The organism is Ruminococcus sp. AF31-8BH, assembly GCF_003460605.1.
GTDB classification, from domain to species: Bacteria; Bacillota; Clostridia; order Lachnospirales; family Lachnospiraceae; genus Blautia_A; species Blautia_A acetigignens.
Window position 1 is genome coordinate 1 of sequence record NZ_QTVN01000003.1, and the last position, 317, is coordinate 317.

Below are 317 nucleotides of genomic sequence, written 5' to 3' on the forward strand. Positions count from 1 at the left end.
TGTTTCACTGTTTAGTTATCAAGGTTGTTCCGCTGTCAGCTCTTTGCGACAGCCCATTCAGATTATCACATTTGGAAGATCTTGTCAAGAACCTTTTTCAAAAGTTTTTCGAAGTGTTTTCCAAAGGATTTCGTCGCCGTCATTTTTCTTATCTGTTCAAGCGACTTGATTACTTTACCATAAGTTCAGTCGATTGTCAACAGTTAATTTGAATTTTCTGAAAACTGATTTCTTTTTCAGTATTTCAGAAGCAATTCCTTGCGACAGCTTGTTTAATATACCACTGCCGCAAGGAGAAGTCAAGCACTTTTTACAAA